Origin of the sequence: Chenggangzhangella methanolivorans, from assembly GCF_042648545.1 — a bacterium.
GTDB lineage: Bacteria > Pseudomonadota > Alphaproteobacteria > Rhizobiales > Methylopilaceae > Methylopila > Methylopila methanolivorans.
Genome location: NZ_JBHRXS010000006.1, coordinates 987,027 through 1,009,130, shown reverse-complemented (window position 1 = coordinate 1,009,130; position 22,104 = coordinate 987,027). Strand labels below are relative to the sequence as shown.

Annotated in this window: 21 protein-coding genes; 7 read left to right on the top strand and 14 right to left on the bottom strand. The window is 67.9% G+C overall.

Annotation, left to right across the window (positions count from 1 at the left end):
* Positions 1–92: 92 nt before the first annotated feature.
* Positions 93–1,874 (bottom strand): aspartate--tRNA ligase, encoded by a 1,782-nt coding sequence (gene aspS, locus ACFOWB_RS16305; RefSeq protein WP_261403210.1) that lies wholly within the window; start codon positions 1,872–1,874, stop codon positions 93–95.
* Between the two features lie 292 nt (positions 1,875–2,166).
* Between aspS and rnd the strand changes: the two genes are divergently transcribed.
* Positions 2,167–3,417, top strand: coding sequence for a ribonuclease D (gene rnd, locus ACFOWB_RS16300; RefSeq protein WP_378148820.1), 1,251 nt, complete (start codon positions 2,167–2,169; stop codon positions 3,415–3,417).
* 185 nt (positions 3,418–3,602) lie between these two features.
* On the opposite strand, the gene ppx is transcribed toward rnd, so the two are convergent.
* The 4 genes from ppx to ACFOWB_RS16280 all read right to left on the bottom strand — a co-directional run bounded on the left by ppx (position 3,603) and on the right by ACFOWB_RS16280 (position 9,312).
* Positions 3,603–5,165 (bottom strand): exopolyphosphatase, encoded by a 1,563-nt coding sequence (gene ppx / locus ACFOWB_RS16295; protein WP_378148304.1) that lies wholly within the window; start codon positions 5,163–5,165, stop codon positions 3,603–3,605.
* Positions 5,158–7,359, bottom strand: coding sequence for an RNA degradosome polyphosphate kinase (locus ACFOWB_RS16290; RefSeq protein WP_378148302.1), 2,202 nt, complete (start codon positions 7,357–7,359; stop codon positions 5,158–5,160). Before ACFOWB_RS16290 ends, ppx begins: the two co-directional genes overlap by 8 nt.
* A gap of 96 nt (positions 7,360–7,455) precedes the next feature.
* Positions 7,456–8,142 (bottom strand): DnaA ATPase domain-containing protein, encoded by a 687-nt coding sequence (locus ACFOWB_RS16285; RefSeq protein WP_261403208.1) that lies wholly within the window; start codon positions 8,140–8,142, stop codon positions 7,456–7,458.
* A gap of 3 nt (positions 8,143–8,145) precedes the next feature.
* Positions 8,146–9,312: an AI-2E family transporter gene (locus tag ACFOWB_RS16280; RefSeq protein WP_378148299.1), complete on the bottom strand. Its 1,167-nt coding sequence runs from the start codon at positions 9,310–9,312 to the stop codon at positions 8,146–8,148.
* A 266-nt stretch (positions 9,313–9,578) separates the two neighbouring features.
* On the opposite strand from ACFOWB_RS16280, the gene purM reads away from it, so the two are divergent.
* From purM to ACFOWB_RS16265, 3 genes are all read left to right on the top strand, one after another.
* Entirely contained in the window at positions 9,579–10,658 is a 1,080-nt protein-coding gene (gene purM, locus ACFOWB_RS16275; protein WP_261403207.1) for a phosphoribosylformylglycinamidine cyclo-ligase, read from the top strand.
* A 2-nt stretch (positions 10,659–10,660) separates the two neighbouring features.
* Positions 10,661–11,296 carry a phosphoribosylglycinamide formyltransferase gene (purN, locus tag ACFOWB_RS16270; protein WP_378148297.1) on the top strand — a complete coding sequence of 212 codons (636 nt, stop codon included), beginning with the start codon at positions 10,661–10,663 and terminating at the stop codon, positions 11,294–11,296.
* Positions 11,297–11,358: 62 nt separating this feature from the next.
* Positions 11,359–11,814, top strand: a complete 456-nt coding sequence (locus ACFOWB_RS16265; RefSeq protein WP_378148295.1) for a cupin domain-containing protein — start codon at positions 11,359–11,361, stop codon at positions 11,812–11,814.
* Between the two features lie 124 nt (positions 11,815–11,938).
* On the opposite strand, the gene ACFOWB_RS16260 is transcribed toward ACFOWB_RS16265, so the two are convergent.
* From ACFOWB_RS16260 to ACFOWB_RS16245, 4 genes are all read right to left on the bottom strand, one after another.
* Positions 11,939–12,706 carry a TerC family protein gene (locus tag ACFOWB_RS16260; protein ID WP_261403205.1) on the bottom strand — a complete coding sequence of 256 codons (768 nt, stop codon included), beginning with the start codon at positions 12,704–12,706 and terminating at the stop codon, positions 11,939–11,941.
* 92 nt (positions 12,707–12,798) lie between these two features.
* The gene (locus ACFOWB_RS16255) at positions 12,799–13,500 is read right to left on the bottom strand and encodes a TerC family protein (RefSeq protein ID WP_378148293.1); all 702 of its coding nucleotides are present in this window, start codon (positions 13,498–13,500) and stop codon (positions 12,799–12,801) included.
* A gap of 134 nt (positions 13,501–13,634) precedes the next feature.
* Positions 13,635–14,057: a nucleoside-diphosphate kinase gene (gene ndk, locus ACFOWB_RS16250; RefSeq protein ID WP_261403203.1), complete on the bottom strand. Its 423-nt coding sequence runs from the start codon at positions 14,055–14,057 to the stop codon at positions 13,635–13,637.
* Positions 14,058–14,171: 114 nt separating this feature from the next.
* The gene (locus ACFOWB_RS16245) at positions 14,172–14,564 is read right to left on the bottom strand and encodes a winged helix-turn-helix transcriptional regulator (protein WP_261403202.1); all 393 of its coding nucleotides are present in this window, start codon (positions 14,562–14,564) and stop codon (positions 14,172–14,174) included.
* 109 nt (positions 14,565–14,673) lie between these two features.
* On the opposite strand from ACFOWB_RS16245, the gene ACFOWB_RS16240 reads away from it, so the two are divergent.
* Entirely contained in the window at positions 14,674–15,678 is a 1,005-nt protein-coding gene (locus tag ACFOWB_RS16240) for a zinc-dependent alcohol dehydrogenase family protein (RefSeq protein WP_261403201.1), read from the top strand.
* Between the two features lie 77 nt (positions 15,679–15,755).
* Here ACFOWB_RS16240 and ACFOWB_RS16235 read toward each other — a convergent pair whose 3' ends face one another.
* Both ACFOWB_RS16235 and ACFOWB_RS16230 read right to left on the bottom strand, forming a co-directional pair.
* On the bottom strand, positions 15,756–16,436 hold the full coding sequence (locus tag ACFOWB_RS16235; protein WP_378148290.1) for a glutathione S-transferase N-terminal domain-containing protein: 681 nt from the start codon (positions 16,434–16,436) through the stop codon (positions 15,756–15,758).
* 289 nt (positions 16,437–16,725) lie between these two features.
* Positions 16,726–17,124, bottom strand: coding sequence for a hypothetical protein (locus ACFOWB_RS16230; RefSeq protein ID WP_261403198.1), 399 nt, complete (start codon positions 17,122–17,124; stop codon positions 16,726–16,728).
* A gap of 136 nt (positions 17,125–17,260) precedes the next feature.
* Between ACFOWB_RS16230 and ACFOWB_RS16225 the strand changes: the two genes are divergently transcribed.
* Together ACFOWB_RS16225 and ACFOWB_RS16220 are read left to right on the top strand one after the other, a co-directional pair.
* Complete coding sequence (locus tag ACFOWB_RS16225) at positions 17,261–17,764, top strand: RDD family protein (RefSeq protein ID WP_378148287.1); 504 nt, start codon at positions 17,261–17,263, stop codon at positions 17,762–17,764.
* An 86-nt stretch (positions 17,765–17,850) separates the two neighbouring features.
* A complete protein-coding gene (locus ACFOWB_RS16220; RefSeq protein ID WP_261403197.1) occupies positions 17,851–18,603 on the top strand; it encodes an arginyltransferase in 753 nt (250 codons plus the stop codon).
* Positions 18,604–18,622: 19 nt separating this feature from the next.
* Here ACFOWB_RS16220 and ACFOWB_RS16215 read toward each other — a convergent pair whose 3' ends face one another.
* The 3 genes from ACFOWB_RS16215 to ACFOWB_RS16205 form a co-directional block, all read right to left on the bottom strand.
* A complete protein-coding gene (locus ACFOWB_RS16215; RefSeq protein ID WP_261403196.1) occupies positions 18,623–19,396 on the bottom strand; it encodes a choice-of-anchor tandem repeat GloVer-containing protein in 774 nt (257 codons plus the stop codon).
* A 52-nt stretch (positions 19,397–19,448) separates the two neighbouring features.
* Entirely contained in the window at positions 19,449–21,692 is a 2,244-nt protein-coding gene (gene parC, locus ACFOWB_RS16210; protein WP_378148285.1) for a DNA topoisomerase IV subunit A, read from the bottom strand.
* Positions 21,693–21,795: 103 nt separating this feature from the next.
* Entirely contained in the window at positions 21,796–22,065 is a 270-nt protein-coding gene (locus ACFOWB_RS16205) for a hypothetical protein (RefSeq protein ID WP_261403195.1), read from the bottom strand.
* Positions 22,066–22,104 lie beyond the last annotated feature (39 nt).

Genomic DNA, 22,104 nt, shown 5'->3' with positions numbered 1-22,104 from the left:
AGACGTCCCTCATGCTGAGGAGCCGTCCGAAGGACGGCGTCTCGAAGCACGCAGTTGGCTTGTGCAAGTCAGAACAAGCCCGCCAGCCCCGCTCATCCCTGCTTGGCCGGCGGCAGCGCCGCGCGGATGTGGAGCTCCTTGAGCTGCTGCGGCGTCGCCTCGGAGGGCGAGCCCATCAGCAGGTCCTCGGCGCGCTGGTTCATCGGGAAGATCGAGATCTCGCGCAGGTTGGTCGCGCCCGTGAGCAGCATCACGATGCGGTCGACGCCGGCCGCCATGCCGCCATGGGGCGGCGCCCCATACTGGAACGCGCGATACATGCCGCCGAAGCGGTCGATCACGGTCTGCTCGTCATAGCCCGCGATCTCGAACGCCTTCACCATCGCCTCGGGGCGATGGTTGCGGATGCCGCCCGAGGCGATCTCGAAGCCGTTGCAGGCGATGTCGTACTGGAACGCCTTGATGGTCAGCGGGTCCTGACCGTTCAGCGCCTCGAGCCCGCCCTGCGGCATGGAGAAGGGGTTGTGGGAGAAGTCGACGCGCTTCTCCTCCTCGCTCCATTCGTAGAACGGGAAGTCGATGATCCAGGCGAGCTCGAAGCGGTCATGGTCGACGAGCTTCAGCTCTTCGCCGACCCGGGTGCGCGCCAGACCCGAAAACTTCCAGAACTTCTGCGGGTCGCCCGCCACGAAGAAGGCGGCGTCGCCGTCCTTCAGGCCGAGCTGCTCGCGGATCGCGGCCGTGCGCTCCGGCCCGATGTTGTTCGCGATCGGGCCGGCGCCCTCGCCGCCTTCCCGCCACATGACGTAGCCGAGGCCGGGCTGGCCTTCCGACTGCGCCCAGGAGTTCATGCGGTCGCAGAACGCGCGGCTGCCGCCGGTCGGCCCGGGGATCGCCCAGACCTGGTTGCCTTCGGTCTCCAGCATCCGCGCGAAGACCTTGAAGCCGCTGCCGCGGAAATGCTCCGAGACGTCCTGCATGATGAGCGGGTTGCGCAGGTCCGGCTTGTCGGTGCCGTACTTCGTGATCGCCTCGGCGTAGGGGATTCGCGGCCAGTTCTTGGTGACGGGCTTGCCGTTCGCGAAGTCCTCGAACACGCCGGTGATCACCGGCTCGACGGAAGCGAACACGTCCTCCTGTTCGACGAAGCTCATCTCGAGGTCGAGCTGGTAGAACTCGCCCGGCAGACGGTCGGCGCGCGGGTCCTCGTCGCGGAAGCAGGGCGCGATCTGAAAATAGCGGTCGAAGCCGCTCATCATGATCAGCTGCTTGTACTGCTGCGGAGCCTGCGGCAGCGCATAGAACTTGCCCGGATGGATGCGGCTCGGCACCAGGAAGTCGCGCGCGCCTTCAGGCGAGGAGGCGGTGAGGATCGGGGTCTGGAACTCGAAGAAGCCCTGGTCCTTCATCTTCGCCCGCATGGCGTCGACGATTTTTCCGCGGGTCATGATGTTGCGGTGAAGCTTCTCGCGGCGCAGGTCGAGGAAGCGGTATTTGAGACGCGTCTCTTCCGGGTACTCCTGGTCGCCGAACACCGGCAGCGGCAGGTCGGCGGCCGGGCCCAGAACCTCGATGTCGCGGGCGTAGACCTCGACCTGACCGGTCGGGAGCTCCGCGTTCTCCGTGCCTGCAGGGCGGGTGCGGACGTTGCCGTCGATCCGGATCACCCATTCCGATCGCACCGTCTCGACCGTCTTGAAGGCCGGCGAATCCGGGTCGGCGACCACCTGCGTCACGCCGTAATGGTCGCGCAGGTCGACGAACAGGACGCCGCCATGGTCGCGCACGCGGTGCACCCAGCCCGAGAGCCGGACGGTCTGGTCGACATGCTCCGAACGGAGCGCGCCGCAGGTGTGGGAGCGGTAGCGATGCATCGTGGTCGGTCCTTCGTTCGGGCCGCGAGAAGGCGCGGGCCCGACAAGCGCGCGGAAATCCGCATGGGGGCGCCTCGATTGTCAAGGCGAACGGGTCGGACACGGACTGCGTGCTTCGAGACGCCGTCTTGCCGGACGGCTCCTCAGCATGAGGATCGTTGAGCATCCCAGACGCTCCTCATGCTGAGGAGCCCGCGTGAGCGGGCGTCTCGAAGCACGCAGTCCAGATCGACTTGGGCGTGTAAGCTCGACCTTCTCCCAAGACACTGCGGGCCGAACCCGCTATAGCGACCTGACGATGATCACCGATACGAACGCCCTCAAGACCGTCTGCGCGCGCTTGGCGAAAGCGCCCTACATCACGGTCGACACCGAGTTCCTGCGCGAGACCACATTCTGGCCAAAGCTCTGCGTCGTGCAGCTCGCCGACGCCGAGGGGCCCGAAGTCGTCGACGCGCTCGCGCCGGGCATCGACCTTACGCCTTTGTTCGAGCTCATGGACGACAGAAACGTCCTGAAGGTCTTCCACTCCGGCCGGCAGGACATCGAGATCTTCCATCACCTGTCGGGCAAGGTGCCGCACCCCGTGTTCGACACGCAGGTCGCCGCCATGGTTCTCGGCTTCGGCGACTCGATCTCCTACGACCAGCTGGTCGCGCGCACGACCGGCGGCGTGATCGACAAGTCCTCGCGCTTCACAGACTGGAGCCGCCGCCCGCTCTCCGACGAGCAGGTGACCTACGCGATCGCCGACGTCACGCATCTGCGCGACGTCTACGAGAAGCTCGCGGCCGACCTCGACAAGCGGGGCCGCGCCGATTGGGTGAGCGAGGAGATGGAGGTGCTGACCTCGCCCGCGACCTATGAGGCCCATCCCGACGACGCCTGGCGGCGCTTCGCCTCGCGGCTGCGCAAGCCGCGCGACCTCGCCGTGATGATCGAGGTGGCGGCCTGGCGCGAGCGCGAGGCGCAGGGGCGCGACGTGCCGCGTTCTCGCGTGCTGAAGGACGACGCCATCGTCGAGGTCGCGACGCGCGCGCCGCGCGACGTGGCGGCGCTCGGATCCCTGCGCGCCTTCCCTCGCGGCTACGAACGGTCCAAGGCCGGGCAGGAGATTCTCGAAGCCGTCGAGCGCGGCCTCAAGCGCGATCCCGCCGACCTCCCCGCGCTCGAGGCCCAGCGCGGCAATGGCGGCAATCCGGCGACTGTCGAGCTCCTCAAGGTGCTTCTGCGCATGATCGCCGAGAAGCATGCGGTCGCCGCCAAGGTGCTCGCCAACACCGAAGACCTCGAACGCATCTCGGCCGACGACGACGCCGACGTTCCTGCGCTTTCGGGCTGGCGGCGCGAGTTGTTCGGCGAGCAGGCGCTGAAGCTCAAGGCCGGAACGCTGGCGCTCGGGATCGAACGAGGCCGGGTCGTGGCGCTCGAGCGCGAGCCCGGCGAGGACGGCCCCCTGCCCGCGCCGAAGCCGAGGCGGAGCCGCGGCCGTCGTGGCGGCGGCGGCGGCAACGGCGGAGAGCAGGCGACGCAGGAGATCTGAAAAGCGTCTGCAGCAAAGCCCGGCGGGCCTTGCTGATTTGACGAGAGACTTGCGTAGGCGTCATGCCCGGCGGAGCCGGGTACCTGCGACTTGGTCGAAGGACCCGGCGCTGTTCCAAGTCTCAGATGCCCGAGCGAAGGCTCGGGCATGACGAGGCGGTTCGCGCGCCTCGTTCGGCAAGCGCTTCAGATCGCCTCGATGGCGGTCTGCTTTCCCAGCAGCTTGCCGAGCTTGTTCAGCCGGTTCCTGAGCTTGTCGCTGGCGAGGTCGCCGAGCTCGGACGGCAGTTTCAGCGTCAGCACGTCGCGCTTCATGACGAGCGGCGCGCGCGGCAGCATGCCGGGGACTGCGGCCGAAACGAGGAACGCGACCCGCATCGCCCCGCCGAGCGTGCGCGCCCGGTCGAGGATGCGCGTCGATGCGATCTCGCGGATCCGGGGCGAGGCCTCGTCGTCCAGAAGCCCCATGTGCCGGTAGAAGATCGCAAGCGACATGAAGGCGCGGCCCGGATGATCGACGCCGGTGAACGCCGCGTGGGCGATGACGTCGAGCGCCTGCTCGCCGCGATAGTCAGGATGGGCGCGCCAGGCGAGGTCGGAGAGGTGGCAGGCGGCGTGGCGCCAGCGGCGCTCCTCCGCGGTCTCGTCGAGATCGACGGAGCGGAACAGCCGGTCGGTCCACTCCAGGAGGTCGTCGCCGTGGCGCGGCGCGCGCGAGCGCAGCCAGCCGAGGTCTCGCGCGGAGCTGATCAGCCCGTCCTCGCGGCGGCCCTCGTCGTCGAGGAGTTCGTAAAGCAGCCCCTCGCGCACGCCGAGGCCGGACATCACGACCTCCGTCGGCTTGCCGATCCGGATGATGTGCTCGAGCACCAGCGCGCCGTATGCGAGCAGCGGGCGACGGTCCGAGGAGACGACGCCGATCGCCGGAAGCGTGTCCGGGTCGACGCGGCGGACCAGCCGGCAGAACTCGAGGGCCTCCTTGGCCGGGATCGTGTAGCCGTGGAGCACGTGCAGCGCGTAGTGCTTCTGCACCATGTGGAGATGGGCGAGCGCCCGCCACGTGCCGCCGACGGCGTAGAAGGTGCGCCCCTTCAGCCTTTCGAGCGGCGCGGAGTTCTCGAGTTCGTCGCGGACGATCCGGTCGGCCTTCTTGATCGAGCGGTCCGAGACGTCCTGCAGGCGGATGCCGCCGAGCGGATAGGTGACGCCGGCCGCGATGCGCTTCTTTGCGACGTCGACGAGCTCGAGGCTGCCGCCGCCGAGATCGCCCGTCACGCCGTCCGGACGGAAGAACCCCGAGACGACGCCCATCGCCGAGAGATGCGCCTCGCGCTTGCCTGAAAGCAGCTCGACCGGCGCTCCGCAGATGCGCTCGGCCTCCTGCAGGAAAGCCGGGCCGTTCTCGGCGTCGCGGGCCGCGGCGGTCGCGAGCACGTAGACCTTTCCGACTTTCATGCCGTCGGCGAGCGTGCGGAAGCGCTTCAGCGCCGAGATCGCCTTGGCGACCGACTCGTCGGCGAGCTTGCCCGTGACGGCGACCGAACGGCCGAGCGCGCAGAGCTCCTTCTCGTTGAAGAGCGCTGTGGGCGAACGTGAAATGCCCTCGTAGACCACGAGGCGCACCGAGTTCGAGCCGATGTCCACGATCGCGACGGGCGGGCCGCAAGGAAGCCGGCCTGGCGGCAGAAGCGGTCGGTCGGCGCGGCCGAGGGCCGCGCCGGGTTCTGCTTTCTGGCCGGACTTAGCCACGTTTGGCCAGGCGACGCGGCGAGCTGGTCTTCACCGACTTTCCACGTCCGGAGAGGCTGGGATTGGTCATGAAATACTGATGCGCGTTGAACGGCTCCTCGCCTTCGGCCGGCGCGATGCGCCGCGAGGTTCCGTCGGGGAGGATGGTCCAGCTTTGCTGGTTGTCCTTGAGGTTCGCCACCATGATCTGGTCAAGAACCTGTTCGTGGACGGTCGGGTTGGTGATCGGCAGCATCGCTTCGACTCGCCGGTCGAGGTTCCGCTGCATCAGGTCGGCCGAGGCGATATAGACGTGCGCCTGCGGCGAGGGAAGCCCATGGCCGTTGCCGAAGGCGTAGATCCGGCTGTGCTCCAGGAAGCGGCCGACGATCGACTTCACCCGGATGTTCTCCGAAAGGCCCGGCACGCCCGGACGCAGCGAGCACATGCCGCGGACCACGAAATCGACCTGCACGCCGGCCTGGCTCGCCTCGTAGAGCGCGTCGATCGTCTCCGGGTCCACCAGGCTGTTGCACTTGCCCCAGATGGCGGCCGGCCGGCCTGCCTTGGCGTGCTCGATCTCCTCGCGCACATGCTGGATGAAGCGCTTGCGCAGCGTGTGGGGCGAAGCGGCCATCAACTCGAGCTCGTCGGGCTCGGCGTAGCCGGTGATGAAGTTGAACAGCCGCCCGACGTCGCGGCCGATGACGGGATCGTCCGTGAACACCGAGAGGTCGGTGTAGATCTTGGCCGTGATCGGGTGGTAGTTGCCGGTGCCGACATGGCAGTAGGCCCGCAGCCCGCTGGCCTCGCGGCGCACGACGAGCGAGAGCTTGGAGTGCGTCTTCAGCTCGATGAAGCCGAACACGACCTGCACGCCGGCGCGCTCGAGGTCGCGCGACCAGCGGATGTTCGCCTCCTCGTCGAAGCGCGCCTTGAGCTCGACGAGCGCGGTGACCGACTTGCCGGCTTCGGCCGCCTCGGCGAGCGCCTTGACGATCGGGCTGTCGGACGAGGTGCGGTAGAGCGTCTGCTTGATCGCGACGACGTTCGGGTCGCGCGCCGCCTGGAACAGGAACTGGACGACGGCGTCGAACGACTCGTACGGGTGGTGGACGATGAAGTCCTTTTCGCGGATCGCCGCGAAGACGTCGCCGGCCTGTTCGCGGATCCGCTCCGGGAAACGCGGATTGTAGGGCTTGAACTTGAGGTCCGGCCGGTCGACGCCGACGATCTGGCTGAGGTCTCCGAGCGCCAGAACGCCGTCGACCACGAACACCTCGTCATCGGCCACCGCGAGCGCCGCGATCACGAAGGCGCGCAGCTCCGGCGGCATCGTGTTCTCGATCTCAAGCCGGATGACGGAACCGCGGCGACGGCGCTTGAGGGCGCTCTCGAAGGTGCGGACGAGATCCTCGGCCTCTTCCTCGACCTCGAGATCGCTGTCGCGGATGATGCGGAACGCCGCCTGGGCGGACACCGTGTAGCCGGGAAACAGTCTGCCGATGTGCAGGCCGATCACCTGCTCGAGGCTGATGAACCGCGTCCCTTCGTTTCCGCCGTCCGGCAGCTTGATGAAGCGCTCGAAGCGCGCCGGCATGCGGATGAGCGCGTTGAGCGGGCGCCCGTCCGACTGGCGCGCGAGCTGCAGCGCGATCGTGAAACCGAGATTGGGGATGAAGGGGAAAGGATGCGCCGGATCGACCGCGAGCGGCGTCAGCACCGGGAAGACGTAGTTGAGGAAATGATCCTCGAGCCAGACCTTCTCGGCCTTCGTCAGCTGCGGGCCTTCGACCAGAAAGATCTTGGTGTCGGCGAGCTGGGAGCGCAGCTCAAGCCAACGCACCTGCTGGTCGCGGGCGAGCGAGGAGACGAGTTCGGCGATCCGCACCATCTGCTCGGCGGGCGAGAGGCCATCGGGGCTCACCGTGGTGAGGCCGGTGCGCGACTGTGCGCGCAGGCCCGCGACGCGAACCATGAAGAACTCGTCGAGATTGTTGGCCGAGATCGACAGGAAGCGGAGCTGCTCGAGCAGCGGATGATTGGCGTTGGAGGCCTCTTCGAGAACCCGGCGATTGAAGCCGATCCAGGACGCCTCACGGTTGACGAAACGGGACGGATCGCCCGGCGCGACTTCGGGCTTCTCAGCCTCGGGAGCCTTCAGCTCGACCTCGGCGATGGCGGCGCGCGGCGGAACGCGGACGTTCTCGTTCATCTCTTCGGCTCCTTCCCCATTCGGCTCCGCGGGGGCGGGCTTGCGGCGGGGAGCGCGCTCTATACGACGGCCGTGTGACGGCTTCGCAACGTCCATTTAGTCGGTTTCCTCCTGCATGCGGGCGATGACGTCCGCCGCCAATCCACGACCCACCGCGCGACCGCGCGCGAGCGACTCGCGGTCGAGAGCTTCGACGAGCGCACGGACGGCGCCAATCGAACGATCGGCCCGCAGCGCCAGAAATTCCACCACGTCGGCCTCGACGCGCAACTGTCTGTCGTCGATGAGCTTGACGAGCACCGCCGCCACCATCTGGTCGTCGGCGGGTTCGAGCCGCGCGACCGGGACAGCGCGAAGCCGCGAGGCGAGATCGGCGAGGCGCGGCCACGTCGGGGTCGGCGTGCTCCGCGCGGTGAGAAGCAGCTCGCCCCTCGCCTCCCGTACGGCGTTGAGCAGGTGAAACAGCGCAGTCTCGTCCGCGCCCGGCGCGTCGCAGTCGTCGAGCAGGATCGGGCGCTCCGGCATGGCTCTCAGGGCGTCGAGCGCGTCCGCGGCGCTCGAAGCAGCCGCGGCTTCCGCCGTCGCCGCCCAGATCGAGGCGAGATGGCTCTTGCCTGCCCCTTCGGGCCCCGCCAGCAGCAGGATCCGGTCGGGCCATCGCGGCCAGGAGGTCACCAGCGCATGCGCGGCGTGGTTCGGGCCGGCGACGAAATAGTCCTCCGCCCCGAACCTGTGCTCGACCGGCAGCGCGAGCGGATATTGCCGGGGAGCCTCGCGCGGCATGGGTTACGCGCCGGCCTGCGGCGCGCCCGCGTTCTGGCTGGGCGGCAGCGTCGGCGGCGCGCCGCGGCCGGGCAGCGGCCGGGCCGCAAGCCCCATCGGCAATTCGTTCGGCGTGTCGCCGGTGTAGAATTCGCTCTGGAGATAGCGGTCGACAGCAAACCGCGCGAGCACGCCGACGGCGGCCGCGAGCGGCACCGCGACCAGCAGGCCGACGAAGCCCATCAGGTAGCCGAAGGCGACGAGGGCGAACATCAGCCACACCGGATGGAGCCCGACCGACCGGCCGACGAGGCGCGGCTGGAGGATGTTGCCTTCGACAAACTGACCGAACACGAAGATGCCGAGCACGACCATCACCATCGTCCAGTCCGGCCAGAACTGCACGATCGCGACGCCGACCGAAACCAGCAGGCCCGTGATCGAGCCGACATAGGGAATGAAGCCGATGAAGCCGGCCCCGAGGCCGATGACGAGGCCGAAGTTGAGCCCGACCAGCGTCAGCGCGATGCCGTAGAACGTGCCGAGGATGAGGCACACCAGCGCCTGCCCGCGCACGAAGCCCGAAATCCCCTCGTCCATCTCGCGGGCGAGCCGGCGGATCGTGTCCTTGTGGCGGACGGGCGCGTAGTCGTCGAGCGTACCGAGCATCCGGTCCCAGTCGATCAGCATGTAGAAGGCGACGACGGGGGTGACGACGAGGAGGCTGAGCAGCGAGATCATCGCCTGCCCGCCGCTCCACAGCGAGACGAGGAACGACGTCAGCCAGTCCACGCCCTGGCTCACGACCGTGCCGATCGAGGACTTGAGCTGCCCGACGCCCTGCCCGACCATTCGGCCGAGCCATTGCTCGTTCTGCGCGGCGATCAGCTCCTGCAGCCGCTGCACCGTCGAGGGCAGGCGCTCGACGAACCCGGAAATCTGGGATCCGAGCACCGGCACGATCAGCATGACCGCCAGGACCAGCACGAGCACGAAGGCGATCAGGATGACGACCGTCGCCCAGACGCGCGGCAGGCCGACGCGCTCCAACCGATCAGCGAGCGGATCGAGCAGATAAGCGAGCGCGAGCCCAGCCACGAAGGGCAGCAGGATGCTCGAGAACAGATAGAGGAACAGCATGAGCCCTGCGAAGGCGCAGAGCCAGAACAGCGCCTGGCGTTGCAGCGTCATGGCCCTGCTCCCGTTGCGGTTTGCCGGCGCGGGCGGCCAGGGCCCGGGGGCCATCGGCCGAAACGCCTGACGATGCCTGGAGATAGGCGCCCGCCGAGGCGAGCGTCAAGGCGGGCTTGCCGGAGAACGGGCCGGACGAGGACGTCCGAGGCGTCGAGCGGATGGGCGGCTGCGCCGTGGATGACTGGGGCCCGCGCCGCCGGCGTCGGTTGCGTCGAGACGCCCCGGCGGTCTAAGGGTCGCGCACGTTTTCGAATGGAGCCGAAATGGCCGGACAGGACAAAGACGCGGCCGGCCTCACCTATGCGGACGCCGGCGTCGACATCGATGCGGGCAACGCGCTGGTCGAACGGCTGAAGGGGCTCGTTCGGGCCACCCGTCGCCCCGGCGCGGACGCCGAGATCGGCGGCTTCGGCGGATTGTTCGACCTCAAGGGCGCAGGCTTCGCCGACCCCGTGCTGGTGGCCGCCAATGACGGCGTCGGCACCAAGCTCAAGCTCGCCTTCGACACCGGCGTCCATGACACGGTCGGCGTCGACCTCGTCGCGATGTCGGTCAACGACGTCGTGGTGCAGGGCGCCGAACCCCTCTTCTTCCTTGACTATTTCGCCTGCGGAAAGCTCTCGGGCGACACCGCCTATGAGGTCGTCAAGGGCATCGCCACAGGATGCATGGAGGCCGGCTGCGCCCTGATCGGCGGCGAGACGGCCGAGATGCCGGGCATGTATCCGGACGGCGAGTACGACCTTGCAGGCTTTGCGGTCGGCGCGGCCGAACGGGGCAAGCTGCTGCCGCGCCGCGACGTGAAGGACGGCGACGTGCTGCTCGGCCTCGCATCGTCGGGCGTTCATTCGAACGGCTTTTCGCTCGTCCGCCGGATCGTCGCGCGCTCGGGACTGTCGCTTGAGGACGCCGCGCCCTTCGCGCCGGCCGAGAGCCTCGGGCGCGCGCTGCTGAAGGCTACCAAGATCTATGTCCGCCCGCTGCTCGCCGCGTTGAAGGCCGGGTTCGAGATCAAGGCGCTCGCCCATATCACCGGCGGCGGCCTGCCCGACAATCTTCCGCGCGTGCTGCCCGACGGCCTCGGGGCCGCGATCGACCTGTCCGCGATCAAGGCTCCGCCGGTGTTCGGATGGCTGTCGCAGGCGGGCGGGGTCGCCGAGCACGAGATGCTGCGCACCTTCAACTGCGGCGTCGGAATGGTGGTGGTGGCTTCGGCCGACCAGGCCGAGGCGATCGTGGCGAAGCTCGCCGACGAGGGCGAGACGGTCGCGCGCATCGGCGAGATCGTGGCGATCTCGGCCGCAGACGAGCCCGTCACGTTCTCGGGCTCGCTCGGGTTCTGACGATGCGCGTCGCGATCCTCGTTTCGGGCCGCGGCTCCAACATGGCGGCGCTCATCGACGCCGCGAAGGAGCCGGGCTTTCCGGCCGAGATCGTCGCCGTGATCTCGAACCGCCCGACCGCAGGCGCGCTCGACATCGCGGCGGGCGCCGGCATCGCGACCGCGGTCGTCGACCACAAGAAGTTTCCGTCCCGCGAGGCCTTCGACGAGGCGCTCGACGCGGAGCTTCGCGGCCACCGCCCCGACATCATCTGCATGGCGGGTTTCATGCGGCTGCTGACGCCCGGCTTCATCTCGAAGTGGGAGGGGCGGATGCTCAACATCCACCCTGCCCTGCTGCCGAGCTTCAAGGGATTGGACACCCACGCCCGGGCGCTCGAGGCGGGGGTCCGGCTCCACGGCTGCACGGTGCATCTCGTCACCGCAGAAATGGACGCCGGCCCGATCGTGGCGCAGGCGGCGGCGCCGGTGCTCGACGGCGACGACGAGGCGGCGCTCGCGGCCCGTGTGCTGAAGGCCGAGCACAAGCTCTACGTCCATGCGCTCAAAGCCTGGGCGGACGGCCGCGCCCGGCTCGCGGGAGACCGCGTGGTCTGGGACCGGGCGGTCGAAGCTCCCGAGGCGCTGATCTGGCCCTAAGGGCCACGCGAGCCCTTCGCGCTATCTTCGCCTGCCGACCACGGTCGGCTCGGAGACGCGCCATGCCCAAGATCGACCTCGCCGACGCCCCGGAGCAAAAAGGCTCCGGCTATCCTGAGGAGTTCGCCGCGCCTTGCGCGTCGCGGATCCGCCGCCGGCTCGGCGACGCCGGCGGACTGACGGATTTCGGCGTCAATCTCATGCGCCTTCCTCCCGGCGGCCGGTCGAGCCAGCGGCACTGGCACAGCCGCGAGGATGAGTTCGTCCATGTGCTCAAAGGCGAGCTGACGCTGGTCGAGGACGGCGGCGAAACCCTGCTTCGGGCCGGCGACAGCGTCGCCTTTCCGAAGGGGACCGGAGACGGCCACCACATGATCAACCGCTCGGACCGAACCGCGGTCTATCTCGAGGTCGGTTCGCGGAACCCGGACGACGTCATCACCTGTTCGGACGTCGACATGATGAGCGCCAACGCCGACGGGCTGTTCCGCCGCAAGGACGGAACGCCTTACGCCTAAGGCGCGTCGATCTCCGCGATCTTCCTGCGGTTCGCTTTTCGAAGCGCCCGGTTCGCTTGCCCCGCCCCAAAAGAAAAAGGGCGCGGATCGCTCCGCGCCCTTTCCTGTTTTTGTCAGTCCGCGATCACGACGCGTCGCGGATCGTGCCTTCGGCGGTCGCGTGCTTCTTGCGCTTCACGAAGTAGGCGAGCGCGATGACGATCGCGGCGCCGGCCGCGGCCGCGGCGTAGTGCAGCCACTTCACGGCGGTGAACTGCCCTTGCGTCTCCGGATCCGGAACCACGAGCGCCGGGTCGAAGCCCTGCAGCCAGCCGACCACCAGCACGTCGCCAAGGATCATCTCGCCCGCGATCCAGCCGAGCAGCGCCGCGCCGAGCCAGACCAGGAACGGGTACTTCTGGAGGATCGTGGAGAGCAGCGTCGAGCCCATGATGATCAGCGGGATCGTCAGCAGCAGGCCGAAGATGAAGAGCTCGGGATGACCCTTCGCGGCGGCGGCGATCGCCACCACGTTGTCGAGGCTCATCACGGCGTCGGCGATCGCGATGGTGCGGACCGCGCCCCAGAGGTTCGAGGAGGCCTCGACGTCGGCGTGCTCCTCATGCTCGTCGGTCGCGAGCTTGATGGCGATCCAGAACAGAAGGACGCCGCCGGCGATCTTCAGGAAGGGCACGCCGAGCAGGAAGGTGATGAAGAAGGCGAAGATGATTCGCAGGCCGACGGCCGCGCCCGCGCCGAGCAGAATGCCCATCTTGCGCTGATCGGCCGGCAGCTTGCGGCAGGCGAGCGCGATGACCACGGCGTTGTCGCCCGACAGCAGCAGGTCGATCCAGATGATCTGCATCAACGAGATCCAGAACGCCGGCTGATCGAACGCGAAATTGAATTCCATGAGGTCCCTCCCGAAGGCGGGACGCCTCCGAGAGAGGGGGGCCCGCCGTTACACTTTGGTAGCAGGCCCCGGATCCGATATCGAGACCGTGATCATCCCGCGTGTTCTTCGACGCGGCTTCTGACCTTCATCCGACGCACCAGCCAGCCGACCAGCAGAACCACGACCGCGAGCGTGAGCGCCGCCGTCGTCTCCCAACTGTGAACGTATTCGCCGCCGAAGTGATCCTCCAAGGCCTTGTCGGACACGAGCATTTCGCCTGCGACATAGCCCAGCAGCGCCGCGCCCGCCCACACGATGAGCGGGAACTTATCCATTATGGCCAAAATGACGGCGCTGCCCGCGACGATCATCGGAACCGAGATCACGAGTCCGAGAACAAGCAGACCGAAGTGGTCTCCGGCGACGCCCGCGATGGCGATGACGTTGTCGAGGCTCATGACCACGTCGGCGATCGCGATGGTGGCGATCGCCCGCCAGAGGCTTTCGTGGCTCTTCACGCCCTGCTCGTCCTCGGCGCCCTGCGGGCCTACGAGATCGACGGCGATGTAGAGCAGCGCGAGCGCGCCGAGGATCTTGAGATAAGGCACGCCCAGAAGGCGCACGATGATGAGCGTGAACAGCACGCGCAGCGCGATGGCGACGCCAGCGCCCGCCACCATGCCCATTTTTCGCTGCCTGGCCGGCAACGACCGGCACGCCATCGCGATGACGACGGCGTTGTCGCCAGACAGAAGCGCGTTGATCCAGATGATCTCGCCAAGCGCGAGCCACTCAGCGGAGCCGAAACCCATGGCCCCCTCCCCCGTTGTTGGGCGCCGTCGGACGCGGCGCTTGAGACCGGGAGGCGTTCACGAAAGCGTGCGCCGGCCGGCGCACGCTTGGTATCATGCATGCCGCAGATCGGGGAAGCGGCGTCTTCTATCGTTCAGCCGACGATCTCTTCCGGCTTGAAGAAGTAGGCGATCTCTTCCTTGGCGGTCTCGGGCGCGTCCGAACCGTGCACCGAGTTCGCCTCGATCGACTCGGCGAAGTCCTTGCGGATCGTGCCGGCGTCGGCGTTGGCGGGGTTGGTCGCGCCCATGATCTCGCGGTTCTTGAGCACGGCGTTTTCGCCTTCGAGCACCTGGACCACGACCGGGCCGGAGATCATGAAGGAGACGAGGTCGTTGAAGAACGGGCGCTCCTTGTGGACCGCGTAGAAGCCCTCGGCCTGCTCCTTGGTCATGTGGATGCGCTTCTGGGCGACGACGCGCAGGCCGCCGGCCTCGAGATAGGACAGCACCTTGCCCGTGATGTTGCGGCGGGTCGCGTCGGGCTTGATGATGGAGAAGGTGCGCTCGATGGCCATTTTGGACGCCTTGTCTTGTGCGGCGCGGGCGGCGTCGGCATGACGCGCGCTCTTCACGCTTCGAAGGGTTGAAAGCGCGCGGCTTATAGCGCGCGCTTACCCGGGGCGAAAGTCTCAGACGCCGCGCGGAACCGGCGCTGGCTCCGAGGCCGCGGTCTGGGACTGCTGGAACAGGTCCATATTGGCTTCTCCCCAATCTGAGAGAGCCAAAAGGATCGGCACGAATGTCCGGCCCCGATCAGACAGGCTGTATTCGACCTTGGGCGGCACCTGAGCGTAGACGACGCGATTGATCAGTCCGTCGGCTTCCAGCTCGCGCAACTGATTGGTCAGCGTCCTCTGCGTGACCCCGGACATCAGGCGCATCAATTCATTGAAGCGAACCGCGCCTCTCTCCTGAAGATACCAAAGCGCGACGCACTTCCATTTTCCGTCGATCAAGCTGATCGCCGCCTCCACAGCGCAACCAGGATTGTCGTCGAAACTGGAGTGGCGCCGTTTGGCCATGACGGTATCCTTTCGTGCACTTAGAGCAGAATTTGTACGTATTACGGAGATCGCGCGTACCCGCTAGGTGAGCTCTTATCCTCCATTTGGCTACTGAAAGGGTAAGAGCATGAGCGACACCATGAAGGCGATCGTCCTGAGTAAGTTCGGCGGTTTCGACGCTTTCGAGATGCGCGATGTGGCCGTGCCGCCAGTCGGACCTCGACAGGTCCGGGTGCGGGTTCACGCCACCGCCCTCAACCCGCTGGATTATCAGATCCGACGCGGCGACTACGCCGACTATGTGCCGCTCCCCGCCATCATCGGTCACGACGTTTCCGGCGTCGTGGAAGAGACGGGGACGTCGGTCAGCGAGTTCGAGATAGGCGACGAGGTCTACTACACGCCCAAGATCTTCGGCGGCCCCGGCTCCTATGCGGAGCAGCACGTCGCCGATGTCGATCTGGTCGCCCGCAAGCCGCGCAACATCACCCATCTGGAGGCCGCCAGCCTGACGCTGGTCGGAGGCACGGTCTGGGAAGCCTTGGTGACCCGCGCCCAGCTCGCCGTCCATGAGACCATTCTGATCCACGGCGGAGCTGGCGGCGTCGGCACGATCGCGATCCAGGTCGCCAAAGCGATGGGCGCGCGGGTCATCACCACGGCGCGCCGCAGCAACCATGAGTTCGTGCGTTCGCTTGGAGCCGACGAGGCGATCGACCACACGTCCGACGACTACGTCTCGGCCGTGGCGGAACTGACCAACGGGCATGGCGTGAACGTCGTGTTCGACACGATTGGCGGCGACGCCCTGACGAGAAGCGCGCTCGTCCTCGCGGACGCCGGACGGGTCGTCAGCATCGTCGATATCGCACAGCCGCAGAACCTGATCGAGGCGTGGGGCAAGAACGCCGCCTACCATTTCGTCTTCACCCGGCAGAACCGGGGCAAACTCGACGCGCTGACGAACCTGGTCGAACGCGGCCTGATCCGACCTGTCGTCGGCGCCGTGCTGCCTCTGGCTCGGATCGGCGAAGCGCACGACGTGCTCGAAAGCGGAGGCGCCCGCGGGCTTCGAGGCAAGCTGGCGATCGATGTCGTGGGAGAGACCGTCAGGCTTCCACAGCCGCGATAGATGGAGCGATGGGACGGCGGCGCTCTTCCCGGAACGCCGCCGTCTTCAGGAGGGCCGATCAGGCGGATCGCCTGACCTTACCCCCGGGTTTTCGCCAGCGTCTCGCCGTAGCGATCCTCCAGCCGGGAGAACCAGGCGGCGAGCTTGTCCTCGCCGTCGAGATAATCGACCGCGCCCACGACCCGCGCCCACTGGAAGAGGCCCGCGATCAGCATGTCGGCGAACAGCGGTTCGTCGCCGCCGAGGAACGGCTGCTGCCGCAGCAGGATCTTGATCGGCGTCATGGCCTCGCGGGCGGACGCGATCGAATGTTCCGGGTTCGCCGCCACCTCCTCGAGCGGTCGCCGGAACATCTTTTCGCGCGAGGTCCGGAAGTAGGCCTGCGTCTCGGCGTCGAGACCGTCATGGATCGCCAGCACCATGGCGCGCGACATCTTGCCGAGTAGGTATGCGGCGTGCGCGCCGACGAAACGGCTGAGCGCCACGCCGCCATCGCCGGCGAACAGCGTCAGCCGGTCCGGGAAATCGCGCTCCAGCTTCAGCGCGAGTTCGAAGGAGTCGCCCACCACCTCGTCGCCGAGCTCCACCACCGGCACGGTCTTGAAGCCGCCGCCGCGAATGTTCGGAATGTCGACGAAGCGCGCCGCGGTCGTCTCGAACGCCACGCCCTTGTGCGCGAGCGCAAGCTTGGCGGCCCAGCAATAGGGGCTCAGGCGACGGCCGTCCGCGAGCGTCAGGTCGTAGACATGGGCGTTCATCAGCGTCCTCCGGATCGTTTTTGGCTCAATCTTCTTGGCGCGCACTCTGGCATGCCAGACGAGCCGAAGGCGAGGCCGAAGTTTCTCGCTCCGTCACGTCACGCCGGATCCCGCCGCCTCGTCATGTCCTCGTCAGTCATCTCGAACGAGGATTTCTCCCATGACCGCGCGTCTCGACCCCTTCGAAGCCGAGGACGAGCGCGTCGTCGCGATCTACGTGACGCGCAACCCCGAGAAACTGATACGCGTCGAGGCGTAGCGCTGAACCCTCCTCCTCGCGCGCCTCGCGTCAGCGCCGAAGGACCGACCATCGATAGTCCGACGGTTCGAGCGGGCCGGCGGCGGCGCGCACCTGCGGAGCAGGCGGCGCGAACGCATCGTTCCCAGAGGGTGCGGGCATGCGGATCGTGATCTCGATCCAGGGCGAAAGCGCGCCGCCGGCCCAGGCCGCCGAAATTCCGTCGGCGGTCCTACGGACGCGGACCGCATCGCCCGCGACGCGCATCGCGGTGGCGGCGGAGGGAAGCGGAATGTCGGCGCCCGCCCCGCCAAGCGTCATCGGCGGCTCGAGGCGCAGCACGAGCTCGATCTCTCGCGGACCGATCGCCGCGGCGCGCACGGCCGGCGCGAGCGAGGCGCCGAGCGCCAACGCCGCCCCGCCTGTCAGCGCCGCCCTTCGATCCAGCATCGCGGCCTCCCTCGTCGCGCGACGATCAATCCGGCGCGGCTCCCCGTCAATTGCGCGCCTTGCGCGAAGGCTCGAGCCGCACCAGATTTTCTGACGCGCGACGCCTCGCGCGACCGACTGGAGCCGAAGCCGAAACATGACGACCTCTGCCCCGCTCTATCCCGCAGCCCAGCCGCCCCGCGAGGTCTTCGACCCGCTGGTGGAGCCGCGGCTCTACGAGGGCGTGCTCAGCCGGCGCATCCTCGCCTTCTGCGTGGACTTCGTGATGGTCTGCCTGCTGACCTTCGTGGCGAGCGGCGTCATCCTGATGCTGGGCTTTCTGACGTTCGGCCTGGCGTGGCTTCTGTTCGGCGGCGTCTTCCCGGCGGTCGCGATTCTCTATTCGGGCGCGACGCTCGGCGGCGACAGAGCCGCGACCTGGGGCATGCGGCTCACTGGCCTCACCTGCCGTCTGTGGCACGGCGCGAAGCCCGGCTTCGTCATCGCCGCCGCCCATGTCGTGTTCCTCTACGTCTCGATCACCTTCCTGACGCCGCTCATCCTTGCGGTCGGACTGTTCACGCGTCGCAAGCAGTTGCTGCACGACCTCGTGCTCGGCACGCTGTTCGTGGATCGCGGAACGCTCGAAGGGCGGCGCTGACGCGCCGCTTGCCGGGCGGCGAAGCGCTGATATCCTGATCGACGCTGCGTCGCGGGCGGGACCGCGGCGCTCGGCTGGACGACGCCTTGACCGCTCATTCGCGCGACACGCCGCAGTTCTATCTGACCGCGCCCTCGCCCTGTCCCTACCTCAAGGGCCAGTTCGAGAGAAAGGTGTTCACGCACCTTGTCGGCGAAGAGGCCGCGACCCTCAACGATCTGCTGACGCATGGCGGGTTCCGCCGCAGCCAGACGATCGCCTATCGGCCGGCTTGCGAAAGCTGCCGGGCCTGCGTGTCGGTCCGGGTGCGGGTGGCCGAGTTCGCGCCCACCAAGGCGTTCCGGCGGAACCGCGCGGTCAACCGCGACCTCGTGCGCGCCGAGATCGGCGCGACGCCGACGTCGGAGCAGTATTCGCTGTTCCGCGCCTATCTCGACAGCCGCCATTCCGACGGCGGCATGGCCGACATGACGGTGCTCGACTACGCCACCATGGTGGAGGACAGCCATGTGCGCACCGGCCTCGTCGAGTATCGCCGCCGCGGCCCCGACACAGCGATCAACGGCCGGGGCGCAGGTCCGCTTCTCGCGGTCGCGCTCGTCGACCGGCTCTCGGATGGGCTGTCGCTGGTCTATTCCTTCTACGATCCCGCCCAGCGCGAGCGCGGCCTCGGCACGCATGTGATCCTCGACCACATCGAGCGCGCGAGGGCGCTCGGACTGCCCTACCTCTATCTTGGCTACTGGGTCGATGGCTCGCCGAAGATGGACTACAAGCGCCGCTTCCGCCCGCAAGAATATCTCGGACCGACCGGCTGGACGCTGCGCGAGGGCGAGTAGGCTGTCGGATCTGCGCCGCTTACGGCGCCGGCGAGGAGCGCCAGATCGCGATCGCGTCCGTCGTGGAGCCGTAGACCTCTCCATCCGGCCCCCAGACGGGCGACCCTTGCGGATAGTTGTAGCTCGGCCCGAAGCTCTCCCGCAGCCGAAGACGATAGTCCGCAGGCCCTGAGGCGCGCGGCGTGAGTTCAAGCAGAGCGCCGACGTTGAACACGCCGCCCTGATACGTCGTCACGGCGAGCGCCCCGCTCCCCGCATCGCGCGCCACGCCGAGCGGAAAGCATCCCTCCCCGCCGCCGGCGAGCTTACGAACCTTCTGGAACTTCCATTTCTTTCCGCTCCCCGACGGAGGCGCCAGGCGATAAACGCCGCCGCAACCGTCCGCGCCGCCGTTGCGCGCCGCGCCGATCACGGCTCCAACCCCATCGAGCGCGATGTCGCCGATGGGCGACCCGACCTGGTTCGGGTCGCTGAAGGACTTCAGCGTCTTGAGCTTGTATGAGCCGCCGGACGTCGGCCTGAGCATATAGGCCGCCCCGAGATTGGCGGCCCCGCCCGTGAAAAGCGCGCCGTAGAGATTTCCAGCGTCGTCGCGCGTAAGCGCGGACCGCGGCGTGCAGCCGACTTCGGAGGCGAAGGTCGCGAGCGTCTTGAACTTCCAGGGCAGCGCGCCGCTCTTCTGAGGCTTCAGCTGAAACACGAGGCCGCAGTTCGACGGGCCGCCCCCTTCCGTCGTCCCGAACAGCGATCCGTCGGGCGCGAGCAGAAGGTTCGTCGAGGGCGACCCGCACAACGTCGGGCGAGAAGATTGTCCGCCGACGACTTCTTAGCCGAAATTGAACCCGTCAGCCGGTGAACCGGTTCGACTTCGGGAACCCGTGGGGAGGGAGCCTGCCCGCCTCGGCGCGGTTGCCGAGCCAGTCGCGCAGCTCCTCGCCCTTCACGAGCCGCGCGACGCCGCCATTCGTGGTGAAGCTCAGTCCTTCGGCGAGCGCGAAGACCTTGGCGTCGGAGACGCCGCCATCCTTGTAGCGCTGGAGGCGAACGCCCGAACCGCGCGCCATCTCGGCCACCTGGCCGATCGGGAACAGCAGAAGCTTCCTGTTCTCGCCCACGATCGCGACCGTGTCGCCTGACGCCTCCGCGAACTTCAGCACGGTGGCGCCGGTCTCGAGGTTCGCCACCTGCCTGCCCTTGCGGGTGGAGGACAGGAGCTGGTCCTCGCCCACCAAGAAGCCGCGCGCGCCGGTCGTCACCACGAGGCGCTTTCTTGCGGCCTTGTGCGCGAAGACGTCCACCACCTCGGCGCCGTCGTCGATGTCCGCCATCAAGCGGATCGGCTCGCCGTTGCCTCGTCCGCCGGGGAGCTTCGAGGCGTCGAGCGTGTAGACCTTGCCGTTCGACGTGACGACGAGGAGCTTCGCCGTGGTCTCGGTCGGAAACGAGAGCTTGAGCTTGTCGTCGGCCTTGAACGACAGGTTCGAGACGTCGGCCACATGGCCCTTGAGCGCGCGGATCCAGCCTTTTTCAGACACCACCACGGTGATCGGCTCGCGCTCGACGAAGGCGTCTGCGACGTCGGCGGCCGTCGCCGAGGGCGGCGCCTCGAAGGTCGTCCTGCGCTTGCCCAGCGGCGTGTCAGGTCCGAAGGACTTGGCGAGCGCGTCGAGCTCCTTGCCGACGCGGTTCCACTGCTTCCGCTCGGAGCCGAGCAGCGCGCGCAAGTCCTCGCCCTCCTTGGTGAGCTTCTCGTGCTCGCGCCTGATCTCGATCTCTTCGAGCTTGGCGAGCGACCGCAGGCGCATGTTGAGGATCGAGTCGGCCTGAAGCTCGGTCAGGTCGAAGGCCGCGATGAGGTCCGCCTTGGGGTCGTCGGCCTGGCGGACGATCCGGATCACCTCGTCGATGTTGAGGAAGGCGATCAGCAGGCCGTCGAGAATTTCGAGCCTGCGCACGATGGCGTCGAGCCGGTGCTGGGCGCGGCGCTGGATGACCTCGCGGCGATGGTCGAGCCAGTGACGGAGCGCGTCCTTGAGACCGAGCACAACAGGCGTCGTGCCGCGCACCAGCACGTTCATGTTGATCGGGATGCGGGTCTCGAGCTCCGTGAGCTTGAACACGCTCTCCATCATCACGACCGGATCGACCTGGCGCGCCCGCGGCTCGATCACCAGGCGGATGTCCTCGGTCGACTCGTCGCGCACGTCGACCACGAGCGGAAGCTTGCGGTCGTTGATGAGCTCGGCGATGCGCTCGACGAGCCGGCTCTTCGGCACGAGCCACGGGATCTCGGTGACGACCGCCACCCATGTGCCGCGGCCAAGGTCCTCGACCGACCAGCGCGCTCGGGTGCGGAACGAGCCGCGGCCGGTGCGGTAGCTTTCGGCGATGACCGACGCGCTGTCGACGATCACGCCGCCGGTCGGGAAGTCCGGGCCCTTCACGTGGCCGAGCAACGCTTCGGTCTCGGCGCTCGGATCGGCGAGGAGAACCCGGGCGGCCTCGACCAGCTCGAACACGTTGTGGGGCGGCACGGCGGTCGCCATGCCGACCGCGATGCCCTGGGAGCCGTTCGCGAGCAGGTTCGGGAAGGCGCCGGGCAGGACGATCGGCTCTTCTTCCGAGCCGTCATAGGTTGGGCGGAAATCGACCGCGTTCTCGTCGAGCCCGTCGAGCAGCAGGCGCGCGACCTCGGTGAGGCGCGCCTCGGTGTAGCGCATGGCCGCGGCGTTATCGCCGTCGACGTTGCCGAAGTTGCCCTGCCCCTCCACCAGCGGCCAGCGCTGCGCGAAGTCCTGCGCAAGGCGCACCATCGCGTCATAGACCGACTGGTCGCCGTGCGGATGGTACTTGCCGATGACGTCGCCGACGACGCGCGCGCATTTCTTGAAGGCCGAGCCCGGGTCGAGCTTCAGCTCCCGCATCGCCCAGAGAACCCGGCGATGCACCGGCTTCAGCCCGTCGCGGACGTCCGGCAGGGCGCGCTGCGTGATGGTGGAGAGCGCGTAAGCGAGATAGCGCTCCTCCAGCGCCGACCGGAGGTCGACCGGCAAGACGCCGTCTTCGGGCGGAGGCGCGAGTTCGCTCATCGCATCTCGTTAGGCCGGGATCCGATTCGCTTCAAGAAAAGCCGGGCGTTCCGCCTGTGGGGAACGCCCGGCTCATTGACGGTTTGGGCTTTCTGAGATCGGCTCAGCGGCCGGCGCCCTCGGCGTCGACCGAACCGCCCTGGCGGATCACGGTCGTTTCGCCCGGGACATGCTCCACCGTGGTCTTCTTGTGAACTTCGCGCATGGTGGTGTCGGGCGCCGGATGGTCGCGCGCCTGCGGGGTCGCGCCGGCGACCGGCGCGGAATAGACGCCGCTCGTGGTCGACCTGGTCACGATCTCGTCGGCCTGCGCCGCGCTCGCGAGCGCCAGCGCGGCGATGGTCGCGCAAAGGGTCAGGATCGAGGTCTTCATCGGGCTCTCCCTGTTCGGGTCGTCCGACGGCCGAAGCCG

Bases quoted from the DNA above. Each gene is read 5' to 3' on its own strand.
- aspS (WP_261403210.1), bottom strand. From the start codon at position 1,874: ATGCATCGCTACCGCTCCCACACCTGCGGCGCGCTCCGTTCGGAGCAT.
- ACFOWB_RS16290 (WP_378148302.1), bottom strand. From the start codon at position 7,359: ATGAACGAGAACGTCCGCGTTCCGCCGCGCGCCGCCATCGCCGAGGTC.
- ACFOWB_RS16285 (WP_261403208.1), bottom strand. From the start codon at position 8,142: ATGCCGCGCGAGGCTCCCCGGCAATATCCGCTCGCGCTGCCGGTCGAG.
- ACFOWB_RS16280 (WP_378148299.1), bottom strand. From the start codon at position 9,312: ATGACGCTGCAACGCCAGGCGCTGTTCTGGCTCTGCGCCTTCGCAGGG.
- purM (WP_261403207.1), top strand. From the start codon at position 9,579: ATGGCCGGACAGGACAAAGACGCGGCCGGCCTCACCTATGCGGACGCC.
- purN (WP_378148297.1), top strand. From the start codon at position 10,661: ATGCGCGTCGCGATCCTCGTTTCGGGCCGCGGCTCCAACATGGCGGCG.
- ACFOWB_RS16265 (WP_378148295.1), top strand. From the start codon at position 11,359: ATGCCCAAGATCGACCTCGCCGACGCCCCGGAGCAAAAAGGCTCCGGC.
- ACFOWB_RS16260 (WP_261403205.1), bottom strand. From the start codon at position 12,706: ATGGAATTCAATTTCGCGTTCGATCAGCCGGCGTTCTGGATCTCGTTG.
- ACFOWB_RS16255 (WP_378148293.1), bottom strand. From the start codon at position 13,500: ATGGGTTTCGGCTCCGCTGAGTGGCTCGCGCTTGGCGAGATCATCTGG.
- ndk (WP_261403203.1), bottom strand. From the start codon at position 14,057: ATGGCCATCGAGCGCACCTTCTCCATCATCAAGCCCGACGCGACCCGC.
- ACFOWB_RS16245 (WP_261403202.1), bottom strand. From the start codon at position 14,564: ATGGCCAAACGGCGCCACTCCAGTTTCGACGACAATCCTGGTTGCGCT.
- ACFOWB_RS16240 (WP_261403201.1), top strand. From the start codon at position 14,674: ATGAGCGACACCATGAAGGCGATCGTCCTGAGTAAGTTCGGCGGTTTC.
- ACFOWB_RS16235 (WP_378148290.1), bottom strand. From the start codon at position 16,436: ATGAACGCCCATGTCTACGACCTGACGCTCGCGGACGGCCGTCGCCTG.
- ACFOWB_RS16230 (WP_261403198.1), bottom strand. From the start codon at position 17,124: ATGCTGGATCGAAGGGCGGCGCTGACAGGCGGGGCGGCGTTGGCGCTC.
- ACFOWB_RS16225 (WP_378148287.1), top strand. From the start codon at position 17,261: ATGACGACCTCTGCCCCGCTCTATCCCGCAGCCCAGCCGCCCCGCGAG.
- parC (WP_378148285.1), bottom strand. From the start codon at position 21,692: ATGAGCGAACTCGCGCCTCCGCCCGAAGACGGCGTCTTGCCGGTCGAC.
- ACFOWB_RS16205 (WP_261403195.1), bottom strand. From the start codon at position 22,065: ATGAAGACCTCGATCCTGACCCTTTGCGCGACCATCGCCGCGCTGGCG.